Annotated in this window: 1 protein-coding gene; it reads right to left on the reverse strand. The window is 29.1% G+C overall.

The genetic code is table 11. The annotated features are described in order from the left end of the window. Positions 1–81: 81 nt before the first annotated feature. On the reverse strand, positions 82–595 hold a 514-nt coding region (citX, locus tag HMPREF9129_RS10430; RefSeq protein ID WP_004823608.1), incomplete at its 5' end, for a citrate lyase holo-[acyl-carrier protein] synthase.

A 595-nucleotide genomic window follows, 5' to 3' on the forward strand; every position in this document is an offset into this window, starting at 1 on the left:
AAACTCTATCTCAATAAAATATCTGACCGTTTAAAGTTGTATATTAATTTATATTTAAAAATATATAAGCTTTACTTGATTTTATTCAATCTCATTCAAAATTAAACCACTTATATAAGCTAACATTTCCTCAACGCTATGCGCTCTTGAGCTGGAACAAATTTTAGAAGGTTTGTCACATATAAAACACTTCCTCTCTTCTTTATTGATGTCTTGCCTTGAAACACTTCCATCAGCTGTCTCAACGTCAATATCATATAGCCTTCCTATCGGAGTTTCTTCTTCTATTTCAACCATATATTCTTTAATAATTTTAGAATCTTCTATAACACTAAAAATATATTCCGGTCCCGTCTTTAAATTTTGAACTGACTTTTTTTCTATGTCTATTCCATTTTCTAAAAGCTTTTTATCTATTTTTTCAACTGCTTTATCAAATACTTTTAATATCCAATCATTGTTTTTAACTTCCCCAGGAATATTCAATTTCAAGCACACAACACAATTCTCAGAATTTAAAAGTTGTCTTATTTGATACACTCTTTCTTCTCTTCTATCCATTACTTCTACAATTGAAGGTCTTGACCCGTCATTA

The sequence above is a fragment of the Peptoniphilus indolicus ATCC 29427 genome (genome assembly GCF_000227315.1).
In the GTDB taxonomy this organism is placed as follows: domain Bacteria; phylum Bacillota; class Clostridia; order Tissierellales; family Peptoniphilaceae; genus Peptoniphilus; species Peptoniphilus indolicus.